Origin of the sequence: Evansella cellulosilytica DSM 2522, from assembly GCF_000177235.2 — a bacterium.
In the GTDB taxonomy this organism is placed as follows: Bacteria; Bacillota; Bacilli; order Bacillales; family Salisediminibacteriaceae; genus Evansella; species Evansella cellulosilytica.
Map to the genome: position 1 here is coordinate 1,905,570 of NC_014829.1, position 22,602 is coordinate 1,928,171.

The 22,602-nt window shown below is 35.9% G+C and carries 19 protein-coding genes; 18 read left to right on the forward strand and 1 reads right to left on the reverse strand.

Going from position 1 to position 22,602, the window contains the following annotated elements:
- Positions 1-5: 5 nt before the first annotated feature.
- From dxs to BCELL_RS08695, 9 genes are all read left to right on the forward strand, one after another.
- Positions 6-1,895 carry a 1-deoxy-D-xylulose-5-phosphate synthase gene (gene dxs, locus BCELL_RS08655; protein WP_013488319.1) on the forward strand — a complete coding sequence of 630 codons (1,890 nt, stop codon included), beginning with the start codon at positions 6-8 and terminating at the stop codon, positions 1,893-1,895.
- Between the two features lie 4 nt (positions 1,896-1,899).
- Positions 1,900-2,712 (forward strand): TlyA family RNA methyltransferase, encoded by an 813-nt coding sequence (locus BCELL_RS08660; RefSeq protein ID WP_013488320.1) that lies wholly within the window; start codon positions 1,900-1,902, stop codon positions 2,710-2,712.
- Positions 2,713-2,883: 171 nt separating this feature from the next.
- Positions 2,884-3,333 (forward strand): transcriptional regulator AhrC/ArgR, encoded by a 450-nt coding sequence (gene ahrC / locus BCELL_RS08665; protein ID WP_013488321.1) that lies wholly within the window; start codon positions 2,884-2,886, stop codon positions 3,331-3,333.
- A 24-nt stretch (positions 3,334-3,357) separates the two neighbouring features.
- A complete protein-coding gene (gene recN, locus BCELL_RS08670) occupies positions 3,358-5,085 on the forward strand; it encodes a DNA repair protein RecN (RefSeq protein ID WP_013488322.1) in 1,728 nt (575 codons plus the stop codon).
- A gap of 127 nt (positions 5,086-5,212) precedes the next feature.
- On the forward strand, positions 5,213-6,490 hold the full coding sequence (spoIVB, locus tag BCELL_RS08675) for a SpoIVB peptidase (protein WP_013488323.1): 1,278 nt from the start codon (positions 5,213-5,215) through the stop codon (positions 6,488-6,490).
- 365 nt (positions 6,491-6,855) lie between these two features.
- Entirely contained in the window at positions 6,856-7,644 is a 789-nt protein-coding gene (gene spo0A / locus BCELL_RS08680; RefSeq protein WP_013488324.1) for a sporulation transcription factor Spo0A, read from the forward strand.
- 886 nt (positions 7,645-8,530) lie between these two features.
- Positions 8,531-9,595, forward strand: coding sequence for a putative cytokinetic ring protein SteA (gene steA, locus BCELL_RS08685; RefSeq protein WP_013488325.1), 1,065 nt, complete (start codon positions 8,531-8,533; stop codon positions 9,593-9,595).
- Position 9,596: 1 nt separating this feature from the next.
- Positions 9,597-10,253 carry a glycosyltransferase family 2 protein gene (locus BCELL_RS08690; RefSeq protein WP_013488326.1) on the forward strand — a complete coding sequence of 219 codons (657 nt, stop codon included), beginning with the start codon at positions 9,597-9,599 and terminating at the stop codon, positions 10,251-10,253.
- On the forward strand, positions 10,238-11,023 hold the full coding sequence (locus BCELL_RS08695) for a hypothetical protein (RefSeq protein WP_013488327.1): 786 nt from the start codon (positions 10,238-10,240) through the stop codon (positions 11,021-11,023). The genes BCELL_RS08690 and BCELL_RS08695 overlap by 16 nt, the downstream gene beginning before the upstream one ends.
- Before the next feature lie 185 nt (positions 11,024-11,208).
- Here BCELL_RS08695 and BCELL_RS08700 read toward each other — a convergent pair whose 3' ends face one another.
- On the reverse strand, positions 11,209-11,451 hold the full coding sequence (locus BCELL_RS08700) for a DUF2627 domain-containing protein (protein WP_013488328.1): 243 nt from the start codon (positions 11,449-11,451) through the stop codon (positions 11,209-11,211).
- A gap of 165 nt (positions 11,452-11,616) precedes the next feature.
- Here BCELL_RS08700 and BCELL_RS08705 point away from each other — a divergent pair, with 165 nt between their 5' ends.
- The 9 genes from BCELL_RS08705 to BCELL_RS08745 all read left to right on the forward strand — a co-directional run bounded on the left by BCELL_RS08705 (position 11,617) and on the right by BCELL_RS08745 (position 22,601).
- A complete protein-coding gene (locus BCELL_RS08705; protein WP_013488329.1) occupies positions 11,617-13,680 on the forward strand; it encodes a sigma-54 interaction domain-containing protein in 2,064 nt (687 codons plus the stop codon).
- 172 nt (positions 13,681-13,852) lie between these two features.
- On the forward strand, positions 13,853-14,764 hold the full coding sequence (locus BCELL_RS08710) for a bifunctional enoyl-CoA hydratase/phosphate acetyltransferase (protein ID WP_041808781.1): 912 nt from the start codon (positions 13,853-13,855) through the stop codon (positions 14,762-14,764).
- A 32-nt stretch (positions 14,765-14,796) separates the two neighbouring features.
- Positions 14,797-15,897 carry a branched-chain amino acid dehydrogenase gene (gene bcd, locus BCELL_RS08715; RefSeq protein ID WP_013488331.1) on the forward strand — a complete coding sequence of 367 codons (1,101 nt, stop codon included), beginning with the start codon at positions 14,797-14,799 and terminating at the stop codon, positions 15,895-15,897.
- Between the two features lie 93 nt (positions 15,898-15,990).
- Positions 15,991-17,073 (forward strand): butyrate kinase, encoded by a 1,083-nt coding sequence (gene buk, locus BCELL_RS08720; RefSeq protein ID WP_013488332.1) that lies wholly within the window; start codon positions 15,991-15,993, stop codon positions 17,071-17,073.
- Positions 17,074-17,108: 35 nt separating this feature from the next.
- A complete protein-coding gene (lpdA, locus tag BCELL_RS08725; RefSeq protein WP_013488333.1) occupies positions 17,109-18,536 on the forward strand; it encodes a dihydrolipoyl dehydrogenase in 1,428 nt (475 codons plus the stop codon).
- Between the two features lie 27 nt (positions 18,537-18,563).
- Positions 18,564-19,559: a thiamine pyrophosphate-dependent dehydrogenase E1 component subunit alpha gene (locus BCELL_RS08730; protein WP_013488334.1), complete on the forward strand. Its 996-nt coding sequence runs from the start codon at positions 18,564-18,566 to the stop codon at positions 19,557-19,559.
- A gap of 7 nt (positions 19,560-19,566) precedes the next feature.
- Positions 19,567-20,550: an alpha-ketoacid dehydrogenase subunit beta gene (locus tag BCELL_RS08735; RefSeq protein ID WP_013488335.1), complete on the forward strand. Its 984-nt coding sequence runs from the start codon at positions 19,567-19,569 to the stop codon at positions 20,548-20,550.
- Between the two features lie 24 nt (positions 20,551-20,574).
- The gene (locus tag BCELL_RS08740) at positions 20,575-21,828 is read left to right on the forward strand and encodes a dihydrolipoamide acetyltransferase family protein (protein ID WP_013488336.1); all 1,254 of its coding nucleotides are present in this window, start codon (positions 20,575-20,577) and stop codon (positions 21,826-21,828) included.
- Positions 21,829-22,127: 299 nt separating this feature from the next.
- On the forward strand, positions 22,128-22,601 hold the full coding sequence (locus tag BCELL_RS08745; protein WP_013488337.1) for a hypothetical protein: 474 nt from the start codon (positions 22,128-22,130) through the stop codon (positions 22,599-22,601).
- The last annotated feature ends 1 nt before the right edge of the window (position 22,602 follow it).

Here is a 22,602-nt window from a genome sequence, read left to right on the forward strand (position 1 = left end):
TTTTCTTGGATTTGTTAAGCATTAAAGACCCAACATTTCTAAAGAAATGCAGTAATAAAGACCTTGAAAATGTTGCTAAAGATATTCGTCGTTTTCTAATTGAAAAACTATCTGTAACCGGTGGTCATCTAGGACCTAATCTCGGAGTAGTAGAACTTACTTTAATTCTACATCAATTATTTGAAAGCCCAAAAGATAAGTTTTTATGGGATGTAGGACACCAGGCTTACGTTCACAAAATTTTGACGGGGCGGGCTGACCAGTTTGACCAACTGAGACAATATAAAGGGTTATGCGGTTTTCCTAAGCGTTCTGAAAGTGAGCATGATGTTTGGGAAACAGGTCACAGCTCAACTTCTCTTTCTGCTGCTATGGGAATGGCAACAGCAAGAGATTTAAAAGGTACAGATGATAATGTCGTCGCTATTATTGGAGATGGAGCATTAACTGGCGGGATGGCTTTAGAAGCTTTAAATCATATTGGACATGAGCAAAAGGACCTCATTGTCGTATTAAATGATAATGAAATGTCAATTGCACCAAATGTAGGTGCACTTCATAATGTTCTTGGTAGAATGCGTACTGCTGGACGTTATCAAAAGGCAAAAGAAGATTTAGAGATGCTTATAAAGAAAATACCAGCTTTTGGTGGTCGGTTGGCAGCTACTGCTGAACGAGTAAAGGATAGTTTAAAATACTTGTTAGTATCAGGAATGTTTTTTGAAGAATTAGGGTTTACTTATCTAGGACCTGTGGACGGTCATGATTTAGATGATTTAACGACAAATATGAAGTATGCCAAAAAGACAAAAGGCCCTGTTTTAGTTCACGTTATTACTAAAAAAGGAAAAGGTTATGCTCCTGCTGAAAACGATGCAAAAGGAACATGGCATGGATTGGGACCATATAAAATGGAATCAGGTGAGGTTGTGAAAAAACCTGGGCCACCAAGCTATAGTGGGGTATTTGCAGAAACATTAAAGAAAGTAGCTCATGAAGATAATCGTGTTGTTGCACTTACTGCAGCAATGCCAGGCGGGACAAAGCTTGATGTATTCGGTAAAGAATTTCCTGATAGAATGTTTGATGTAGGAATTGCAGAACAACACGCAACAACGATGGCTGCAGGATTAGCTACCCAAGGTATGAAGCCTGTTTTTGCTGTATATTCTACATTTTTACAAAGAGGGTATGATCAAGTTGTACATGATGTTTGTAGACAAAATTTAAATGTTGTATTTGCAATTGATCGTGCAGGTTTAGTAGGTGCAGATGGAGAAACCCATCAAGGGGTCTTTGATATTTCCTATTTACGTCATTTGCCTAATATGACTATTTTAATGCCCAAGGATGAAAATGAGCTTCAGCATATGGTTTATACTGCGTTAAAATATGATGATGGTCCAATTGCTGTTAGATACCCTAGAGGAAATGGGTTTGGAATTCAAATGGATGAAACGTTGAAAACACTTCCGATAGGTAAATGGGAAGTAATGGAAGAAGGTAGCGACTTAACAATTCTTACCTTTGGTACAATGATTCCTATTGCCATTGCTGCAGCCGACCAATTATCAAAAGAAGGGATCCATGTTGAAGTTGTTAACGCTCGTTCAATAAAACCATTAGATGGCGAAATGTTAAATGACCTTGCTGTTAAAAACCGTCCTATAATAACACTAGAAGAAGGTGCACTACAAGGTGGTTTTGGAAGTGCAGTACTGGAATACTTGCATGAAAACAATCACCATTCTGTTGTTGTTGAGAGGTTGGGAATACCTGATCGCTTTATAGAGCATGGTAGTGTTAATCAGTTACTAGAGGAAGTCGGATTAACAGCGGATGAAACAGTTCGTCGTGTCAAGCAATTATTACCTAAAAAGAGACAGAGAGCCTAAGTTTATGGAAAAAAAACAAAGAATTGACGTACTACTTGTTGAAAAAGGGTTGGTAGATACAAGGGAAAATGCCAAACGTTCTATTATGGCGGGCATTGTTTATGCTAATAATGATCGAATTGATAAGCCGGGTACAAAGGTGAAAGTGGACAGCATACTTGAAGTTAAAGGGAAAGCAATTCCGTATGTTAGTCGTGGTGGATTGAAGTTAAAGAAGGCAATTGATGTTTTCAAGCTTGATCTTCATGACAAGATTGTTCTTGATATTGGTGCTTCAACAGGCGGGTTTACCGATTGTGCCTTAAAGGAAGGGGCATCATTTGTTTATGCATTAGATGTTGGTTATAACCAATTAGCATGGAAACTTCGCCAGGATGAACGTGTAGTTGTAATGGAAAGAACGAATTTTCGGCATTGTACGGTGGAAGACTTTGAACTTGGATTGCCTGACTTTGCAACAATAGATGTTTCATTTATTTCCTTAAAACTTATTTTACCGGTACTCAAAGAGATTTTAAGAAAGCAAGGGCATGTCTCTGCCCTGATAAAGCCGCAATTTGAGGCAGGAAGAGAAGAAGTAGGGAAAAAAGGTATCGTAAGGGACGCTAAAGTACATGAACGAGTTTTACACGATATAGTTGAGTTTTCTGAGCAGTGTGGGTTTACAGTTAGTGGTCTTGTATCTTCTCCTATTAGAGGTGGGGAAGGTAATATAGAATTTTTAATTCACCTTGAACTTCATGATGTGACAACACCGAACGAAGAGCTTCGGTCTAAAATATCAACAATTGTTAAAGAAGCACATACAAAAGAATAATAAAACTTAGAAAACATTTTTTTAGTCTTTTTGCTAAAAAAGTGTTTTTTTTACGCGAAAATTATGTATAAAATTGTATAAATATAAAATATCGTATAAGATACAAAGAGAGGATTTTTTCGTTTGTAGGACTATGAAAAAAAGTGTGGAATAATAAATGGAGGATATTACATGAATAAAGGGCAGAGACATATTAAAATTAGAGAAATTATTACTAATAAGGAGATTGAGACACAAGATGATCTAGTAGATCAACTTCGTGAAGCAGGGTTTAATGTTACACAAGCGACTGTAAGTAGAGACATAAAGGAATTACATTTAGTGAAGGTTCCTATGATGGATGGACGATATAAATATAGCTTGCCCGCTGACCAACGCTTTAACCCGTTACAAAAATTAAAAAGAGCATTAATGGATAGCTTTATTTCAATAGACCATTCTAATAACCTCATTGTTATTAAAACACTTCCCGGAAATGCAAATGCGGTTGGTGCTCTAATAGACAACTTAGACTGGCATGAAGTGATGGGAACAATTTGTGGTGATGATACTATACTAATCATTTGTCGAGAGGTAGCGGAAACAAAAAATATAAGCGAACGTTTTTTAGATATGCTATAAAATAAACAAAGGGTGTGAAGTGTCTTGTTAATGGAACTTTCTATCAGGAACTTTGCAATTATAGACTACACGACAATTTCCTTTGAAAAAGGGCTGACTGTCCTAACTGGAGAGACTGGTGCTGGTAAATCAATCATCATTGATGCTATTGGTCAGCTTATTGGTGGAAGGGGATCTGTTGATTTTGTACGACATGGAAGCGCTCGTGCTGAGATCGAAGGATTGTTCTCAATTGAAAAGTCATCTTATATGTTAACGCTATTTGAAAACTTTAATATAGATTATAGTGAAGATGATACGGTGCTTTTAAAGAGAGAAATTACAAAGCAAGGTAAAAGTGTATGTAGAATTAATGGTAAATTAGTGACATTAGCAGTATTGCGAGAAATCGGACAATCATTAGTTGATATACATGGTCAGCACGAACATCAACATTTATTACAAATGGATAAGCATTTATTACTATTAGATCGTTTCGCAGAAAATAAGCTAAAACAGACGAAAAAGGAATATGAAGAGCTTTATGAAAGATTTTATAAAAAAAGAGAAAAGCTAAAACAATTAACTGAAAATGAAAATGAGATGATGCAGCGTTTAGACCTCATTCAATATCAGTTGGAAGAGATTACGAACGCAAAATTACAACCAAATGAAGATCTATTACTAAAAGAAGAAAAGCAGCGCCTTGACTACAGTGAGGAACTGTATAAATCCGTACACAGTGCATATGAGGCTTTGTATGGTGATCAAAAAGGTTTAGAATGGATCATGCATAGCATGCAACAAATGGAGGATGCGGCAAAGATTGACGAGTCATTACAAAAAATTCAGGAAACGATTTCAAATTGCTATTATTTGTTAGAAGAGTCAGTCTTTTCTCTTAGGGATTACTATGAAAAAATTGAATTTGACCCTAATAGGTTAGATGATATTGAAACACGGTTAAATGAAATAAACCATTTAAAAAGAAAATATGGTGAATCGGTTAACGAAATACTGGAATACGCCTCGCATATAGAAGAGGAAATAGACCTTCTTAAAAATAGAGATGAACGCTTGCAGATTTTGCAGGATGAATTAAAGGAATTAGCAAAGGACCTACTCATTGAAGGTAATCATCTAACTACACTAAGAAAAGAAGAAGCATTACGTTTAAAAGATGCTATTCAAGAACAATTAAGAAGTCTCTACATGAAGGACACTACTTTTGAGGTTAATATTGCGAATCATACGATTTCTGTTGATGACTTACTAAATATAAAAGGGTTATTACCAATTAATAAAAATGGGTTACATTCAATCTCCTTCATGGTTTCAACTAATAAAGGTGAACCTTTAAAACCCTTAGCTAAAGTCGCCTCAGGCGGTGAAATGTCACGAATGATTTTAGCGTTAAAAACTATTTTAGCTTCACATGAAAACGTAACATCGCTTATTTTTGATGAAGTTGATGTTGGGGTAAGTGGCAGAGTTGCACAGGCGATAGCAGAAAAAATTTATCATATATCTTTTTATTCACAAGTGTTATGTATTACCCATTTACCACAAGTAGCTGCGATGGCAGATACGCATTTATTTATTTCAAAAGAAATGAATGAGGATCGTGTGAAAACGGTTGTGGAACCATTAAGTGATCAAGAAAAAATTGAAGAAGTAAGCAGAATGATTTCAGGTGTTGAAATCACAGATTTAACAAGGCAGCACGCTAAGGAACTTATTCAGCAAGCCAAAAAACTAAGCAATAATTACTAATTATGCAAAGCTAACCATTTAAGGTTAGCTTTTTTATTATTCCATAGTTATAAATGATCACATTCAAGGCAAAATTAGTAGTAAGCCATGGTGGAGGTGTAGGTTAGAAACGAGGAGAGTGAATGGTTTGAAAAATGTAATACGTAAAAGTATAGGTGCAATTCTCCTTGTGTTAGTGTTCTCTGCTGCTTTTTATCCTCCACTCCAACAGTATCTTGAAACACCACATCACCTTGTTTTCTTTGAGGGACAAGAATATGATGTGCCAACTTCACTACCAGCATTAGCAAATACAGATAATGATTCAATATCTGTATTTCAGGAAAATGGTCAAACTGTTTTAAAAGGCAACAAAGCGAGCGATACTTCATTGAATTTCGGATTGGGAAATTTTCCGTTAAAATCGATGAAGGTGACTGTACTTCCTGAGCTTAAAGTAATTCCGGGAGGTCAGTCAATAGGTGTTCGAGTTCAAACAGATGGTGTTCTTGTAGTCGGACATCATTTAGTCGACACTGACGAAGGTAGTCTTTCTCCTGGTGAAAATGCCGGGATAGAAGTTGGAGATACGATTACAAAGATGAATGGGATAAAAATTGAGCAGATGAATGATTTAAATCCTGTAGTGCAGGATTCTGGAGAGGCGAGAGAACCGATAAAAGTCGAAATCAAGAGAGATGGAGAATTTTTTGAAAAGGAATTGATGCCTGTTAAAGGAAAAGGTGAAGAATCCTTTCGACTCGGATTGTATATTCGGGACTCTGCAGCAGGAGTAGGGACATTAACATTTTATGAACCGAATTCGAAAAAATATGGAGCTTTAGGTCATGTAATATCTGACATGGATACTCGCCAACCAATTGAAGTGAATGAAGGTGAAATTGTAAGCTCCAAAGTTACTTCAATTGAAAAAGGGATGACTGGTGAACCAGGTGAAAAATTAGCTAGGTTTGCAAGCGATCGTAAAGTGCTAGGGGACATACAAAAGAATAGTCCATATGGAATTTTTGGAACTTTGCATGAATCGTTAGAAAATGGAAAAGTGAATAAACCAATGGATATTGGTCTTTCTCACCAAGTTGAAGAAGGACCTGCAGAAATTCTAACAGTAGTAGAGGGAGACGAAATTAAAAGGTTTGATATAGAAATAGTAAGTAGTACAGAGCAGAAGTATCCAGCTACAAAAGGGATGGTTATAAAAGTAACAGACCCAGAGCTAATTGAGGCTACTGGTGGGATTGTTCAAGGAATGAGTGGTAGTCCAATCATTCAGAATGACCGTATTATTGGGGCTGTCACACATGTATTTGTCAATGATCCTACTAGTGGGTATGGATGTCATATTGAATGGATGCTTCAAGAAGCAGGTATTGATATATATGAAAAAATGGAGGAGGCGAGTTAACAGCTCGTCTTTTTTCAAACATTGTATAAAATTTGACAGTGTAATTTTGCCGCAGTGCGTAAAATTCCACCTTAAACGTAATGACGCTTTGTGAAGCTGTTATTACGTTTTTTCTTATGAAATTATTGATGGAATTGTTCAGTTATATGTTATAATAAATTAAATAAAGATTTTTCGACAAACAGGAAGTGAATGTGTAAGTTTAGATCGAATGTGGTCGAAAACGAGAGTATTTATTAGCAATTAAGAGAAAAAATAAGTTTTTTAAGAAAAAATCAAAAAATAAAAAGGAAAACACGTCTACTTGTCGAATATGTGTATGAAGACAGAAAAAGAGAAATAAAAATGACTGGGAGGAACTTTTTGTGGAAAACGTTAGAGTATGTATTGCAGATGATAATCGTGAATTAGTGATGTTATTGGAAGACTATATTAATTCACAGGAAGATATGAGTGTTATTGGGAAAGCCTTTAATGGACAGGAATGTTTAGAGCTGGTTGAGAAAGAGCAGCCTGATGTTTTAATACTGGATATTATTATGCCACATTTAGATGGTTTAGCTGTTTTAGAGAAATTAAATGAAAGACAATTAGAAAAACGCCCTAATATTATTATGTTAACCGCTTTTGGCCAAGAAGACGTAACAAAGAAAGCAGTTGAATTAGGTGCTGCTTATTATGTTCTAAAGCCTTTTGATATGGATACTTTGATGAATAAAGTAAGAGACATTAGTGGAAATGCTTCTACATATGTTAAAGCACCTACTGTTTCTACACAAGTTTATAAAGAGAACAAACCGATGAATTTAGATGCTAGTATTACGAGCATTATTCATGAAATTGGTGTTCCGGCACATATAAAAGGTTATATGTACTTAAGAGAAGCGATTACAATGGTCTATAATGATATCGAATTATTAGGGTCAATTACAAAAGTGTTGTATCCGGATATTGCTAAAAAGTTTAATACTACTGCTAGCCGAGTAGAGAGAGCCATTCGTCATGCAATAGAAGTTGCTTGGAGCCGTGGGAACATTGAGTCTATATCAAAAATGTTTGGTTATACAGTAAGTGTTTCAAAAGCAAAACCTACAAATTCGGAATTTATTGCGATGGTTGCTGATAAACTTCGCATTGAACATAAAGTGAGCTAAGATATGAAAATAAGGGGATGCCCTCAGTGAGTAAGGGTAGTTCCGTTTGTGAGGAGAAAAATACAAATATAACCTCAATTCCTAGTCCAAATAGATAGCTAATTGGACTAGGAATTTTTATTGATATAACAAGGCTTTTCCTTAATTTAGTCTCTGATTGGACCCCGATATATCGTACTAAAAAACAACAGACTAATGCTCATTATTCAATAATTATTTTGTATGTTAAAGTATCTGCTATTTACCTATCTAAAATGGTGTTGAATTAGGTGGAAATTGAGTAACCAATAAAGTTTGACAAGGTTAGCCGGTTGCTGAAATGAGTTGCGTAAATAAGTGGAGAAATTCCGGCTATTTATTAAAAAGTTGTGAAAATAAGCCATTTTACTTTGCTTAAAGGAAAAAACTCCGTTTATTTAACACTAATCAAACGCAATTCTGGAGCATAAGTGGAAAAACTCCGCTTATTTCGAAATCTCACTACCTCCCCTAAATAAATCATACTCACTGTTGTATCAAAGTGAGGGAGTTTAAGGACATTTTTTATAGTGTTATTAATAAAAAACGAGACAATGTCACTATGTGAAATTGTCTCGTTTTTGCTGTATCATTTTTAGTTTTCTCCCTCTAAACGGAACTACATGCTCAGTGAGGGGATCCTCTTCTTCTTTATGCTCTAAATATAGTGAAACATAAAGGTATTAAAACGAGTTTTCTATTTTTTAGCTTATGATTCATAAGAATTCGTTCATACTAAGTGAAAGAACATGTTTTATTAGGCTCTGTTAAATCTAATGTTGCTTTTCTCGAAAGTTAAGAGACACCTGCGGGAATAGTTAGCAGGATCGGTTTAACATCGCCTTTACTATAGAGGGAGGTATTAACAATGCAGAAAACAATTGAAGGAATAGCTTATTATGGCAAAATTACAAAACAATTACTTCATGTAGTACCTCCACAATCAATCATTATTCTAGAGCATGAAGACTTAGATATTGTCGCTGCTGAGGATATCGTGAGAAAACGCGTGAAAGCAGTGGTTAATATAAAAAAATCAATTACTGGCAAGTTACCGCGTTCTGGTGTAACACATTTAATTAAACATGGTATTCCTGTTTATGATTTTACAACAATTCCATCGATGAATATAGAAAAATGGAAGAAAATAAAAATCGAAAATGAAAAAATGTTTACATATGAACATAATATATGGGTGCACGTTGCCGATTTAAATCAATACTCAAAACACGATGCTACAAGTTTGACTTATAAGGCAAAGCAAAATTTTTCACATTTGTTTTTAAATTTTGCGGAAAATAGCTTAAAATATGGCCAAAAGGAAGTATTTTCATTTCTCCAAGCAACAAAACAGCTACCAACCTTACATGACATCTATGGTAAAAATGTTTTTATAGTCGCACGTGGTCCAGGTGTAGAGGATGACATCCGTATCGTTCGACCACTATTGAAAAAGAAGGATTCAATTATAATTGCAGTTGATGGTGCTTCAACGTTATTGTACCAATATCATGTAAAACCTAAATATATCGTAGGTGATATGGACTCTATCGATAATGATGTACACCTAAGACGGTGTACTTTTATTGCCCATTCTTATATGAATGGCATAAGTCCTGGTCAGGAAAGACTAAAAGCTTTGTCTGTAGATTGTACAACGGTCCCTTTTCCAGGTTTAAGTGAAGACCTTGCTATCATGTTGGCGTATGTTTCCAATGCGGAAAAAATTGTGACGCTAGGCTGTAGAAACTCGGTTATTGATTTAGTAGAAAAGGATCGTAAAGGTATGGGATCTACTCTACTAACTAGAATGTATGCAGGTGACAAGATCTCCGATTGGAAAAATATGAACCAATTGCTTGAATTCACACAGGATTTGCTTGGACAAGATCATACTGAAGAGAGCTTTAAAAGTGCTATAAAGGAGTATTAATATGAGAGCAGATGTAGTCATCCCAGCTTATAACGAGGAAGAACGGATAGCTGCTACAATAAAAGCTTTACAGCATAAATGGATAAGGAATGTCATTGTCGTAGATGATGGAAGTTCTGATAAAACATATGAAATAGCAAAACAATATACTAGGTCTGTCATTAAACTTCCAAAAAATAAAGGGAAAATGGCAGCAGTTTTTACTGGGCTTAGTGAAGTGAAAGCAGATTGGGTCATCGTTTTAGATGGGGATTTAGGTGAAACAGCAAGTGAAGCAGAGAAGCTTTTACCCCCTTTATACGATAATAGTGCAGATATGACAGTAGCAACAATGCCTACTTTTGAGAAAAGAGGATTTGGTATTGTAAAAAAAAGAGCCCAACAAGTATTAAAAAAACAGACAGGTACACATTTATCAGCACCACTTTCTGGTCAAAGAGCATTCCATAAAAAATGGATTCCCCTCATTGTTTCAAAAGAAGGGTATGGTTTTGGGTTAGAAATGTATTTAAATTTATTGATATTAAATCATGGTGGCAGGATAAAGGAAGTTCCTACATCAATTAATCATCGAACTACTGGGAAGACCATAAAAGGGTTTTATCATCGAACTAAACAATGGATTGATATGGAGATGACAATATGGAACTATTCTTAAGTTTTATCATTGTTATACTTATATTATTGACGTATTACGTCACAAGCTTTTTTTTTATGCAAAAAAAATGGTGCGTGAGAAATTACAAAAGTATTGTTGTACCATATAGCATAGGTACAGTTTTTATTATTCTACTCACAATAGATTTCGCTTTTTTTAATAAACTGATAAATACAACTGCTGAATTTATATATATTTTTGCAATTTGGGGATTAGGAATTATTGATGATATATATGGAGCCCCTTACCCTAAAGGAATTAAGGGGCATTTTGGTTATTTCTTCCGAAAAGGAATAATCACAACAGGTTTCATAAAAGCGATTGGAGTAGTTATTGCATCTCTTACTTATTTCCAATTAACATCAATAGAACTAGTGAATGCTTACGTAGTAGTTTTGTTAGTTTTATTTCCACATACGATGAACCTTTTAGACACGAAACCGTTACGTGTTTTAAAATCATCAATGTTATTTTTGATACCATTAGTTTTATTAGGTTTTCACTTGTCGATGTTGTTTTTCTTAATCGTAATCACATTTTGGGCTTTTTTTGAAAGTAAAATGATAGCAATGTTAGGCGATAATGGGGCAATGTTAACTGGAGCAGTGATAGCATTAAATGTCATTCATTTTAATCATATTTTTACCACAACTACTGCTGTCATTTTTACAGTCGTTGTTACCTTTCTAGCTGAGAGGATATCGATACAAGCTTGGGTAGAAAAGACACCTATTATTAAAATGTTCGATCAAATAGGTAGAGTGGAGTAAACAAATGGTTTACCTATTATAAAATACTGAAGAGGTAGACTCAAAAAGTAGAATGTATAACTTTTGAGTCTACCTCCAAGCAATGTATTAAGCTCGCCACAATCTCTACGTGGCGAGTGGATTTTTGGCAGGAAATGAATTCTTTATAGGCAAGTCTCATAACATTTTATTGTTGAAGGTAATAGCTATTTCTTTTGAAACCTTGGTGCAACTTTATTATTTTTTCGGTCACGATGAAGGATAAAGCCAGCAAAAAAAGAAACCCCGATGATAATTGTAATGATACCAGCGAAAAATTGTAACCATAACGAAGGGTATGGGGAAATTAATTCTCCAAATAATGTATCTCGTAAGAGTTTTATACCGTAAGTAGCAATAACTACGGGTATTAATATGATGCAAAGCGCTAAAAATCGTTGGACTGTCATATCTCATTTTCCCTTTCTTTTTCATATAAATTATAAGCTACATTATATTTTATATGAATAAAACTAAGTGGGCAAATCTTACATAGTGCTTCATTTATAATATTTTTCATGTATAGTAATAGGTGTGAAGGAAATTGCACACATATACTAGAGAGGGAGATCGACATGAAAAGGCTACTACTGATCGGGGCTGGGGAAGGTGGATCAGCACTTTTAGAAATATTAAAGCAATCGAAACAATTTCATATTGTCGGAGTCGTTGATAAAAAACTGAACAGCGTCGGTGTAGAGAAGGCCATGTTGAATCATATTGAAACCTTTCAAAGCTGGGAGCAAGCCTACGAAAACTTATCACCAATTGATATCATTTTTGATGTAACTGGTAATCAACAGCTGTTAATGGAGCTTCAAAATTCATTTAAGGAGGAACAAGTAACGATAATCCCTAGTTCGGTTTCCTCTATTATTTTTGAATTAATAAAAGAAAAAGAAGTGTTGATCGACGAAATAATTAACCACAATTCACTGTTAGACTTAATAATGAACTCTACGCATGATGGTATGATTGCTATTGATATGGATAAAAGGATAACACTGATTAATAGGCAGGCAGAAAAAATTTCTAGTTTAAAACAGTCTGAAGTGCTTGGGAAAAGTATTTTAGAGGTGATGCCATCTAGTCAATTACCTAGAGTGTTGAAAAATAAAAAGACAGAAAAAAATAATAAGCAAGTAATCGAAAACGGGAGAACAATTATTACAACGAGACTCCCTATGTTTAAAGGTAGTAAACTCATAGGAGCTTTAGGGGTCTTTAAAGATATTACAGAAATTACACATATGATTGAAGAAGTAACGAATTTGAAAAGTATTCAACAAATGTTAGAAGCAATTATACAATCGTCCAATGATGCGATCTCAGTTGTTGATGAAACTGGAAAAGGTATTCTCATTAACCCAGCATATACTAGACTAACTGGTTTAACAGAAAGAGAAGTAATTGGTAAACCGGCAAGTACTGATATTACAGAAGGCGAAAGTATGCATATGAAAGTACTTAAAACTGGTGAGGCAGTTCGAGGAGCTAAAATGAAAATTGGTGCGACTAAAAAGGATGTCATAGTAAACGCTGCTCCGGTAATCGTTGATGGCAGTATTAAAGGTAGCGTTGGTGTAGTGCATGATATGTCTGAAATTGAAGCACTAAATAGTGAATTAGCACGTGCAAAGCAAATCATTCGTACCCTTGAAGCTAAATACAGTTTCAAAGATATTATTGGCGAATCAGAAGAAATAAAGATAGCCATTAAGCAAGCTAAAAATGCAGCAATCACTCCCGCTTCGATATTGTTACAAGGTGAAAGTGGGACGGGTAAAGAGCTTTTTGCGCATGCGATACATAATGAAAGTAGTAGAAAATATAAAAAGTTTATTCGAGTTAATTGCGCTGCAATTTCAGAGTCCCTATTAGAAAGTGAACTGTTTGGCTATGAAGATGGTGCATTTTCTGGTGCTAAGCGTGGGGGGAAGAAGGGATTGTTTGAAGAAGCAAATGGTGGTAGCATTTTTTTGGATGAAATTGGTGAGATGTCAATCCATACGCAAAGTAAGCTATTAAGAGTGCTGCAAGAAAAGGAAATTGTCCGTGTTGGTGGAACAAAACCAATAAGTATTGATGTTCGAATTATTGCAGCTACAAACGTAGATATGGAAGAAAAACTAGAAAAAAAAGAGTTCCGAAATGATTTGTTTTATAGGTTAAACCGTATCCCTATTCACATTCCTCCACTAAAAAATAGAAAACGTGACATACCACTACTATGTCAGCATTTACTTGTCCATCTGAATCAGGACTATGGGAGGTATGTTTCAGGTATAACAGATAAGGCACTGCAAATACTACTTCAATATGATTGGTATGGAAACGTGAGAGAGTTAGAAAATATTTTAGGTAGGGCCATGATCAAAATGAATTATAGTGAGAAGTTCATTGATATTCAACATTTATCTTTCTTGGAAGTGAAAGATAAACCGGTGCTCCATGCGCAATCGAGTATTTACTCTAATGAAAATAAGTCACTTCAAGAAATGCTAGAAGAAACAGAAAAAGAGGTCCTTATTAAAACATTGGAAGGTAATAATGGAAATAAAACAAAAACGGCTCAACAGTTAAAGGTCTCACTTCGAAACCTTTACTATAAATTAGACAAGTATAGTATTGGAAATTGAACGCGCAAAATAATGCGTGCAATATTTTGCGTAAAGATGAAAAATACTGCACACTTTTTCCCTTGTAAAAGTGCAGTAATGACTAACAATACACATTTTTTGTTTTGGCATAGTTCTTGCATATATTAATATGTGAGTGTAAGAGTCGTTAAGAAGGTAGGGTGTACGAATGGTGAAAATAGAAAATCTTATGGCTATGGTTACAGATCAAAAAGTAAAACAAACCATTGTAGTAGCACATGCAATAGATCCGGCGCTATTTTTAGCAGCGGAAGAAGCAATGAAGAAAAGGCTAGCATCGTTTATTTTTGTTGGTCCTACCGAACTAATGAAAGAAAATATGGGGAAATGTTCGTTTGAGATTCCTATTGATAAAAACGTTACTTTTGTCGATGCAAAAAATGAAAAAGAATCAGCGAGCACTGCAGTTCAACTTATTCGAGAAGGAAAAGGCGATATATTAATGAAAGGGATGCTCTCCTCCTCCTCACTATTAAAAGCAGTATTAAATAAGCATAATGGTTTAAGAAATAATCAGGTTATTTCTCACTTAGCTGGCTTTGCCATTCCTAATCGTGAGAAAATATTTTTTGTTACTGATGCTGCGATGAACATTGCCCCTACATTATCAGAAAAGGTACAAATTATTCAAAATGCTGTTGATGCCTTACATAAGATGGGGATAAATCAACCGAAAGTAGCTGCAGTAGCTGCAGTAGAAACAGTAAATCCAGTTATGCAAGCAACGCTTGACGCTGCTTCATTGACGCAAATGAACAAAAGGGGACAGATAAAAGGGTGTATTGTTGATGGTCCTTTAGGTTTTGATAATGCAATATCAAAGGAGTCAGCTCTTCAAAAGGGAATTAATTCCGAAGTTGCGGGCGATGCGGACATTATTTTTGTTCCAACGATAGAAGTAGGAAATATTTTATATAAATCTCTGACTTACTTTGCTAATGCTAGTGTTGGTGGAATGATAATTGGCGCAAAAGCACCAATCATTTTAACATCTAGAACCGATTCGGTAGAAAGCAAGCTTTTTTCTATCACAATGGCTCTTAGTAGTTCGATAAATAGTTAATTATTTTTTGGGAAAATGAGGAGGATTTTGCAATGGAATTATTTAAGTATATGGAAACGTATGATTACGAACAAGTTGTAGTATGCCAGGATAAACAATCTGGATTAAAAGCGATTATCGCAATACATGATACAACACTAGGACCTGCATTAGGTGGGACGAGGATGTGGACATACGAATCTGAAGAAGCTGCGTTTGAAGATGCATTAAGGTTAGCAAAAGGAATGACATATAAAAATGCAGCTGCTGGTTTGAATTTAGGTGGAGGAAAAACAGTCATTATTGGAGACCCTCGAAAAGATAAAAATGAAGCAATGTTTCGTGCTTTCGGACGTTATATTCAAGGCTTAAATGGAAGATATATTACTGCAGAAGATGTTGGGACTTCTGTCGAAGACATGGACATTGTTTATCAGGAGACTGATTATGTAACGGGTATCTCTCCTGCCTTTGGTTCGTCAGGAAATCCTTCACCTGTAACAGCATACGGTGTATTTGTTGGGATGAAAGCTGCAGCAAAAGAGGCTTTCGGAACGGACTCCTTAGAAGGGAAAAAGGTAGCTGTACAAGGAGTCGGCAATGTAGCTTTTACTTTATGCAAATATCTACATGAAGAAGGGGCAAAATTAATCGTTACTGATATAAATAAAGATGCAGTGAAAAGGGCAGTTGAAGAGTTTGATGCGGAAGCTGTAGATCCAGAGGATATTTACTCCGTACAATGTGATATATATTCTCCGTGTGCATTAGGAGCAACTATAAACGATAATACGATTCCAAAATTGAAGGCAAAAGTGATTGCTGGTGCTGCAAATAACCAATTAAAAGAGACACGACACGGTGATATTTTACAAGAAATAGGCATCGTTTATGCTCCTGACTATGTCATAAATTCTGGCGGTGTAATTAATGTTGCCGATGAATTATTAGGCTACAATAGAGATAGAGCATTTAAAAAGGTGGAAACCATCTATGATAGTATTTCAACTATCTTTAAAATAGCAAAACGAGATAGTATACCAACTTATGCGGCGGCAGACCGTATGGCAGAAGAGAGAATTGAGAATATGAGACGATCAAGAAAACAATTTTTAAGAAGTGACGTGAATATTATTAGTAGAGGTAGAAGATGACGTTACATTAATAATTTGAGTATGTCTTTCGATGAAATCGACTTCATACTTGAGATATACTCAAGTGTTATTTGATTCTCTGGAGGTAACGAGATGCGAGAAGATAAATTTATTATACTAACAATAAACCCAGGGTCTACTTCTACAAAGATTGGCGTATTTAATAATGACGAGCTTTTATTTGAGGAAACGATACGACACTCAGATCATGAACTGAGACAATTTGAAGATATCAATTCACAATATCCGTATAGAAAAAAAATGATCACTAGCACTTTACAGAAAAATAGTATGAATCTTTCTACGTTTTCTGCTATTGTAGGGAGGGGTGGATTACTTCGACCTATAGAAAGTGGCACATATAGAATAAATGAAAAGATGCTTCGCGATTTAAGAGAAGGCGTTTCAGGGCAGCATGCATCCAACCTTGGTGGCATTATCGCACATGAACTTGCTACTGAACTAAATGTGCCAGCTTATATTGTTGATCCTGTCGTTGTTGATGAACTTGCACCAATAGCAAAGGTATCAGGGTTTAAGTTATTTGAAAGAAAAAGTATTTTTCATGCGCTAAATCAAAAGGCTGTAGCAAGAAGGGTAGCTCATGAACTAAATATCCCTTATCAACATTTAAACCTTATTGTTACACATATGGGTGGCGGTATTACGGTAGGTGTACACCATGATGGTAAAGTTATTGATGTTAATAACGGGCTTCATGGGGAAGGCCCTTTTTCTCCTGAAAGAGCGGGTACCGTTCCTGCTGGAGATTTAGTATCGTTGTGTTTTTCTGGTGAATATTTTGCAGATGAAATTATGAAAATGATTGTTGGGCAAGGTGGATTAGTCGGTTATCTAGGTACTAATAATGCAGTGGAAATCGAAAAGCGTATCGAAGATGGAGACAAGGAAGCTGAGCTTATTTTTGATGCAATGGCATATCAAGTAGCAAAAGAAATCGGCGCTGCCTCTGTTGTGCTAGAAGGAAAAGTTGACGCCATTGTTTTAACAGGAGGACTTGCTTATGGGGAACGTTTTGTAAAAAATATTACCCGTCGCATTGAGTGGATAAGCAATGTTATTATTAAACCAGGAGAGAACGAGCTCCAAGCATTAGCAGAGGGTGCGTTACGCGTACTTCAAAATAAAGAAGATGCTAAAGAATATAATGTTTAATATATTCTCATACAATGAAAAAGGAGGGGTTTTTTATGGCTAAAAATTATGACCTAGTAATAGTAGGAGCTGGTACTGGTGGATATGTTGCTGCGATTCGCGCCTCTCAACTTGGGATGAAAGTTGCAATTGTAGAAAAAGAGAAGTTAGGAGGTACTTGTTTACATAAAGGTTGTATACCAAGTAAAGCGCTCCTAAGAAGCGCTGAAGTATATAAAACAGTACAAAATAGTAGTCAGTTTGGTGTCGATGTAGAAAACTTCAAAATTAATTTTTCGAAAATACAACAACGGAAGGAAGCAATTGTTGACCAATTATACAAGGGTGTTCAACATTTAATGAAAAAAGGAAAAATAGACGTGTATGAAGGGTACGGTAGAATTTTAGGACCTTCCATTTTCTCACCTACTCCTGGGACGATCTCAGTAGAAAATACAAATGGATCGGAAAACGACATGCTAATACCCAATTTTGTACTAATCGCAACAGGAAGTAGACCAAGGAATTTACCACAGTTAGAAGTTGATCATCAATACATTTTAAATTCTGATGATGCTTTGCAGCTCTCATCATTACCTAAATCGATGGTCATTATTGGGGGTGGTGTTATTGGGATTGAGTGGGCTTCGATGTTAAGTGATTTCGGTGTCGATGTTACCATTTTAGAAGCAGCACCAAGAATACTTCCACAAGAAGATGAAGATATTTCAAAAGAAATGCTGCGTGCATTAAAAAAGAAAAAAGTATCTGTTTTCACCGGAGTAAAAATTGATACAGATCAAGTAGAAAAGGGTAGCAATGAAGTTACGCTTCGTTTTGAGTATAAAGGGGAATTAAAAGAAAAAACGGCCGAAAAAATACTCATTTCGATCGGCAGAGTGGCTAACATCGAAGATATTGGATTACAGAACACAGAAATAAAAACAGCAGATGGAAATATTGAAGTAAACGAATACTATCAAACGAAAGAATCTCACATTTACGCGGTTGGAGATGTTATCGGAGGTTTACAATTAGCGCACGTCGCTTCACATGAAGGAATCATTGCTGTTGAACATATGTCACGAAATGAAACTACCCCTCTTGATACAAATTTAGTCCCGAAATGTACTTACTCTTCTCCAGAGGTAGCTAGTGTAGGTATAACAGAGGCAGCAGCAAAGGAACAGGGCTACCATGTGAAAACGGGAATTTTTCCTTTTAAAGCAATTGGAAAGGCGTTAGTTTACGGGGATACAACAGGGTTTGTAAAATTTGTTTCTGATGCTAAAACAGATGACTTATTAGGTGTTCACATGATAGGTCCACATGTCACTGACATGATCTCGGAAGCTGCATTAGCAAAGCTGTTAGATGCAACATATTGGGAAGTTAGTGAAACAATTCATCCGCATCCTAGTTTATCAGAAGTAATTGGAGAAGCTGCATTAGCAGTTGACAATAGATCAATACACGGAGGATAAAACAGTATTATCTGAGGAGGGTTTTAGATGAGGGAAAATCGTCATCAGCAATTAGGTTTATCAAACGATGATGTATTATTAATGTACGAAACAATGCTAGAGGCAAGAATGATTGATGAAAGAATGTGGCTATTAAACCGTGCAGGGAAAATACCTTTTGTTATCTCTTGTCAAGGTCAGGAAGCAGCGCAAGTAGGTGCAGCTATGGCCTTAAATAAAAACAAAGATTATGTACTGCCATACTATCGTGATATGGGAGTCGTATTGACATTTGGAATGACAGCGAAAGATTTATTTTTATCAGGCTTTGCGAAAGCGGAGGATCCAAACTCGGGTGGAAGACAAATGCCAGGACATTTTGGTCAAAGGAAAAATCGTATCGTTACTGGATCGTCACCTGTTACAACTCAAGTTCCTCACGCAGTAGGATTTGGACTTGCGGCTAAAATGAAGAACGAAGATTTTGTTGCATTTACTACCTTTGGTGAAGGTTCTTCTAATCAAGGTGATTTTCATGAAGGTATTAATTTTGCTAGTGTTCATGATCTGCCAGTCATATTCATGTGTGAGAACAATAAATATGCAATTTCTGTACCACAGGAAAAACAGCTGAGGTGTGAAAATGTTTCAGACAGAGCGATTGGCTACGGTATACATGGGGAAACAGTTGATGGGAATGATCCTTTAGCTGTTTATGAAGCTATTAGTAAAGCGCGACAGCGTGCAGCCGATGGGAAGGGGCCATCTCTTATTGAAACGATTTCATATAGATTAACACCACATTCAAGTGATGATGACGATAGTACGTATCGTGATAAGGCGGAGGTTGATGAGGCAAAGAAACGAGATGCCATCGTTACTTTTAGTATGTACTTAAAAGATACAGGAGTACTAACGGATAGTCAGGAAACAGAGATGAAAAATAAACTGAAGAAGCGGATTGATGAAGCTACGGAATATGCAGAAAAAGCAGAGTATGCTAAGCCAGAAACCGCACTTAATTTTGTTTATGGAGAGGAGTGATTTCACGATGGGAACAATGTCTTATATCGAAGCGATTACGCTTGCACTAAAAGAAGAAATGGAAAGAGATGAAAATGTATTTGTATTAGGAGAAGATGTTGGTGTACGCGGAGGTGTTTTTCGTGCTACAAATGGATTATATGACCTATTCGGAGAGCATCGTGTCATTGATACTCCGCTAGCTGAGTCAGCTATTGCTGGTGTTGGAATTGGAGCAGCAATGTATGGAATGAGACCGGTTGCTGAGATGCAATTTGCAGACTTTATTATGCCTGCGGTTAATCAAATTATTTCAGAAGCAGCAAAAATTCGCTACCGTTCTAATAATGATTGGCAGTGTCCTATAACGATCCGTGCACCATATGGAGGCGGTATTCATGGGGCGCTATATCATTCACAATCAATAGAGGCGATTTTTGCTAATGTGCCTGGATTAAAAATTGTTATGCCTTCTACACCATACGATGTAAAAGGATTACTAAAGGCTTCAATTAGAAGTGATGATCCTATACTATTTTTGGAGCATAAAAGAGCCTATCGTCTAATAAAAGGTGAAGTGCCAGAGGAAGAGTATACTTTGCCAATTGGAAAAGCAGATGTGAAAAGGGAAGGAAATGATATTACTGTTATTACTTACGGTTTATGTGTCCACTTCGCTATGCAGGCTGCTGAAAACTTAGCAAAAGAAGGGTATGACGCTCATATATTAGATTTAAGAACCGTCTATCCCCTTGACCAAGAGGCCATTATACAGGCAGCAAAGAAAACAGGGAAAGTGTTACTTATTACAGAAGATAATAAAGAAGGCAGTATAATTGGTGAGGTCGCTGCTATCATTGCAGAAAATTGCTTGTTTGACTTAGATGCCCCAATTAAAAGGTTAGCAGGCCCAGATATACCGGCGATGCCTTATGCTCCTACAATGGAGAAGTACTTTATGGTTAATCCGCAAAAAGTTGAGGAAGCAATGAAAGAATTAGCTGAATTTTAATAATTGTTAGGAGGTGCGTGCTCGATGACTAATATTACGATGCCTCAGCTAGGAGAAAGTGTAACAGAAGGAACGATAACAAAGTGGTTAGTAAAGCCTGGAGATACAGTAAGCAAGTACGATCCAATAGCTGAGGTAATGACAGATAAAGTGAATGCAGAAATACCTTCATCGTATACTGGAACCATTAAAGAGATCATAGCAAATGAAGATGAGACGATAGCTGTTGGAGAAGTTATTTGTACGATGGAAGCCGAAGGTGAAGTCGTAAAAGAAGATACTAGTAATGAGATTTCTACAAACTCTGAACGATTAATAGAAGACAGCGATGAAAAAATAGAGAAGAGTGCTAGTAAAAACCGATATTCTCCTGCAGTACTCCGTCTTGCTCAAGAACATGAAATTGATCTAAGAGAAGTAGCTGGAAGTGGACGTGGGGGTAGAATAACGAGAAAAGATATTTTAACATTTATAGAAAAAGGTGAAAATCAACTAGTCGAACAATCGAATACGTCTCTGGAAACGGATGAAAAACAACGAGAACCTCAAAATAAGACTGTCTCACAACATCTTGGAAGGGTAGAAGAAATTCCAGTAAGTGGAGTGAGAAAAGCAATTGCAAATAACTTGGTAAAGTCAAAACATGAAGCACCACATGCATGGATGATGATTGAGGTTGATGTAACAAACTTAGTCAACCATAGAAATAAAATAAAAGATGAGTTTTACCGAAATGAAAATCTTAAATTAACATTCCTTCCTTTTTTTATGAGGGCAATCGTAGATGCTTTGAAGGCATTTCCTGAAGTCAACTCTAGCTGGGCTGGAGATAAAATCATCCGCCATAAGGATGTGCATATTTCTTTAGCTGTAGCTACTGAAACTGATTTATACGTACCAGTTATTAAACATGCGGAAGAAAAGTCAATTAAAGGGCTAGCAAGAGAAATACATGAAGTTGCCAAAAAGGTGAGAACGAAGAACATATCCCAGACAGAAATGGAAGGTGGCACGTTTACTGTTAATAATACTGGATCATTTGGGTCGATTCAATCGCAACCAATCCTCAATTATCCACAGGCTGCTATTCTATCTATTGAATCTATAGTAAAACGACCGGTAGTAGTAGAAAACGATGCGATTGCTATTAGGCATATGGTTAATTTATGTATGTCTCTTGATCATCGTGTTTTAGATGGGGTGATTTGTGGTAAATTTTTAGCACATGTGAAAGATAGTCTTGAAAATATCAACGAAAAAAATACCTCTCTATATTAAATAAATGGGTGACACAGAAGGGTGGTTTTTACCTTTTGAGTCACCTTTTTTTAGATATGAAAGCATATATTTGGAGGTGGAATTGATGCCACGCCTTGTAGCGAGGGCAACATTTCTTCACCGCAACCAAGAAGGTGTCCCAAAAGTTATCAAAATTTTATCTACTTTTTCAAACATGGTGGCATCGTTACTTTTATATCCTTACGACAGCGCGTGTTACATTTTCCGAACTCGGAATCTCTTTAGAATATATCGTGACATCAAACACATACTAAAGTAAAAACAGAAAGGATGATTTGATGAAGTGGATAAACATACTGTTCGTAGCAATTTTTTTGATGATAGCATCCCCATTCAACACTTTAGCTGAAGATATTGATGAAAATAAAGTAGAACAAGAAAAATGTTATTCTGAACAAGAACTTTCACATATGCATAAAGCAATGCGGGTGCATATTGACTACTACTATGAATTATTAATCAATAAATATCGTCCTGAACTAATGGAAGATTGGAAGGAATCGGTACGTGATAGAGATGCCATATTAAAAAAAATAAAGGAATTGTCTAAAGAAGGAGCTGACTTAACGAGCTTACAACCAACTGAACAATGGAAAACAAAGCATGAGGAATATCAAGAATCTTTTTTAGAAGCTATTAAAAATAGAGATAATGAAAAAATTAAAACTATATTACCGCTGTTTTTGCAATTGCAACAAATGTGGAACGATAGTCAACGTGAAAGCTTACAAAGAATAAATGACAATAACTAGT

Coding starts and splice junctions, on each gene's coding strand:
- lpdA (WP_013488333.1), top strand. CDS start 17,109: ATGGCTAAAAATTATGACCTAGTAATAGTAGGAGCTGGTACTGGTGGA.
- BCELL_RS08700 (WP_013488328.1), bottom strand. CDS start 11,451: ATGACAGTCCAACGATTTTTAGCGCTTTGCATCATATTAATACCCGTA.
- bcd (WP_013488331.1), top strand. CDS start 14,797: ATGGAATTATTTAAGTATATGGAAACGTATGATTACGAACAAGTTGTA.
- BCELL_RS08690 (WP_013488326.1), top strand. CDS start 9,597: ATGAGAGCAGATGTAGTCATCCCAGCTTATAACGAGGAAGAACGGATA.
- BCELL_RS08730 (WP_013488334.1), top strand. CDS start 18,564: ATGAGGGAAAATCGTCATCAGCAATTAGGTTTATCAAACGATGATGTA.
- buk (WP_013488332.1), top strand. CDS start 15,991: ATGCGAGAAGATAAATTTATTATACTAACAATAAACCCAGGGTCTACT.
- BCELL_RS08705 (WP_013488329.1), top strand. CDS start 11,617: ATGAAAAGGCTACTACTGATCGGGGCTGGGGAAGGTGGATCAGCACTT.
- BCELL_RS08745 (WP_013488337.1), top strand. CDS start 22,128: ATGAAGTGGATAAACATACTGTTCGTAGCAATTTTTTTGATGATAGCA.
- BCELL_RS08695 (WP_013488327.1), top strand. CDS start 10,238: ATGGAACTATTCTTAAGTTTTATCATTGTTATACTTATATTATTGACG.
- BCELL_RS08735 (WP_013488335.1), top strand. CDS start 19,567: ATGGGAACAATGTCTTATATCGAAGCGATTACGCTTGCACTAAAAGAA.
- ahrC (WP_013488321.1), top strand. CDS start 2,884: ATGAATAAAGGGCAGAGACATATTAAAATTAGAGAAATTATTACTAAT.
- steA (WP_013488325.1), top strand. CDS start 8,531: ATGCAGAAAACAATTGAAGGAATAGCTTATTATGGCAAAATTACAAAA.
- BCELL_RS08660 (WP_013488320.1), top strand. CDS start 1,900: ATGGAAAAAAAACAAAGAATTGACGTACTACTTGTTGAAAAAGGGTTG.
- BCELL_RS08740 (WP_013488336.1), top strand. CDS start 20,575: ATGACTAATATTACGATGCCTCAGCTAGGAGAAAGTGTAACAGAAGGA.